Here is a 2,267-nt window from a genome sequence, read left to right as displayed (position 1 = left end):
ATCAAAGGCCATTTATACCAGGCAGCACAATAAGGATGCACGTCTGAACTATTACCACCCAAATGCAAGTGAAACTTCAAAATTTGCTGATGTACTGCGATAAATCCGTATGTTTTATCTAATTGAAGGTGAGGAATCCAGATAATACTATAGATAAAAGCTGGAATTATTCCTAGATAAAATAACATCTGGAAAGCATCTAATTGAGTTAGGTTTTGGAGTGGCGTCTGAGATGAAGAAGCCAGGGGCATAGAGGCATAGGGGTGGAGGGGCATAGAGGAAGTTGCAGTAAGTCTTTCTCTTGTGCCGCTCTTCCCTTCTGCCCCCCTGCCTCTTTCCATGTCCAATACTTCGGCTTCTTTCAGTACAAGTGTCCCATGCCCCATGCTCAATGATGGCAGAAGTTCGGAGTTAGAAAAAGAATGCATTTTTTGAATTACCAAGGCTGCTATCCAAATAAGATAAGCACCTAAAAGAAACCATAAACCATTCCATTTAGTACCGACTGAAGCGCCAAAATTAATGCCAGCAAGAATTAACCAAAATGAACGTCGTTGGTTTTGGTTATCCAATGCTAATAATAAAAACCAGTGCCCTAATAAACCGAAAATAACGATATAAATATTGTTTAGGGCATAGCGAGATTCAACAAGAAATATGCCATCACAAGCAGTAAAAAAACCTGCAAGCAAAGCAAAGCTGCGACGATAACTTAATTGATAAGCGATCGCAGCTACAACTAAAGGAATAAATGAGCCAGTAAGGGCATTCAACCAACGATAAGTCCAAGGCGATCGCAATGAACCTGTCAGCCCATTTACCGTGTCGTGCCAAAAAGGAATGTGACTGCCAATCCAAATGCCAATACCAATAATATATTGACTCAGTGGCGGATGAGCATTAAAAAATGGCGTATGCGTGAGATAATTATTACCAAATTTGGCAAAATAAACTTCATCAAATACAAGGGTGTTAAATCTCTCCAGTCCCCAAAACCGTAAGGCAAGTGACATCAGAAATACACCCGCTATTCCAATTCGGAACCATTTTTTAGTCATTTGTCATTAGTTATTTGTCATTTGTCATTAGTTATTTGTCATTTGTCATTTGTCATTGCTTATTCCCCCCACTTTTGCATCTCTCCATCGCCCCACCTCCGCATCTCCCAACCTCGCCACTCCCCACTCCCTACTCCCTACCTTCAGATGCATTTTGTTCAAACAGGAGCAGATCGATACCGTAATACTTTTTTGTTCGCCCTACTGGCTTCATACCTAGTCTTTGAGTTACACGGATTGACGCATGATTTTCTGGCTTGACTACTGCATAAATTATTGGCAAATTCAAGACATTAAATCCGTAGTTGAGCATACCTCGTCCTGCTTCGGTTGCATACCCTTTACCCCAAGATGCTCGCCGTAAGTGCCAGCCTACTTCATAATCTTGAGTAGCTAAGCCATCTTTGTCGGGCAATTGTTTGAGAAGAATGGTTCCCACAATTGTTGTGGTTGCCTTTTCGATAATTGCCCAAGATCCACTACCATTGTTGCGTCGTTGCCATCGCTCGATGTTTTCCACTAAGCGCTGACGCTGTGACTCAATGCTCGTCACACGAGAACCATTACCAAGAAAATAGGTAACTTCTGGGTCACTATAAATAGCAAATGCTTGTTCAGCATCGCGTTCGGGTATCCAACTGCGAATTATTAAGCGATCGCTTTCTAACAGGTTTGTCATCTTACCTTTGACTAAACAAAGTTGCTATTTTGGCAAATATTAGGATAGTAATGGTTGAGCAGTCAAAAGCAATAGATACAATTCAAGCACAATACTATATTATTGCTGCTCATTGAATTGGTTATGCAACAGCAAATTCTGAATCTTTCCTGAGTTCCTCAGACCGGAATCCTAATACAATCCGATCCTTTGGTATACCTGCCTTGACAAGTTCTGTTGCAATTCCTTCTTCGGTACCATCACGTTGAATCCAAATTTTACCATCAATAATATCAACGTGAATCAGACAGCCATGCACGCGGCGAGTCGCAGTTGGAGAAAGTTCTGGCACTGGTTCTCGACCAAGAATCATTACCAAATATCGATCCTCTTCTTTATCAAAAATAGTTTCATGCTGAATATTGCCGTAAGAGTAAGGAATCTTAGTGTGTTCAGTAAGAATGTTGCAAATTAGCTGTCTGTATTGCTCTATAGTACCCAATACTTGTCGGGTTTTGGGGAAAAGGGGAAGGGGAAAGGGGGAAAGAAAA

Annotated in this window: 3 protein-coding genes; all 3 read right to left on the bottom strand. The window is 41.2% G+C overall.

The window, feature by feature from the left end:
- On the bottom strand, positions 1–1,058 hold a 1,058-nt coding region (locus ACM0OY_RS40145), incomplete at its 3' end, for a phospholipid carrier-dependent glycosyltransferase (protein ID WP_414574261.1).
- Between the two features lie 130 nt (positions 1,059–1,188).
- Complete coding sequence (locus ACM0OY_RS40140) at positions 1,189–1,737, bottom strand: GNAT family N-acetyltransferase (RefSeq protein WP_414574260.1); 549 nt, start codon at positions 1,735–1,737, stop codon at positions 1,189–1,191.
- Positions 1,738–1,858: 121 nt separating this feature from the next.
- Positions 1,859–2,267, bottom strand: a 409-nt coding sequence (locus ACM0OY_RS40135; RefSeq protein ID WP_414574259.1) for a XisI protein, incomplete at its 5' end; no start/stop codon positions are given.

Source organism: Nostoc sp. CCY 9925 (genome assembly GCF_963920935.1).
Lineage (GTDB): Bacteria > Cyanobacteriota > Cyanobacteriia > Cyanobacteriales > Nostocaceae > Nostoc.
This window is presented reverse-complemented; position numbering and strand designations above follow the sequence as displayed.

Coding starts and splice junctions, on each gene's coding strand:
- ACM0OY_RS40140 (WP_414574260.1), bottom strand. CDS start 1,737: ATGACAAACCTGTTAGAAAGCGATCGCTTAATAATTCGCAGTTGGATA.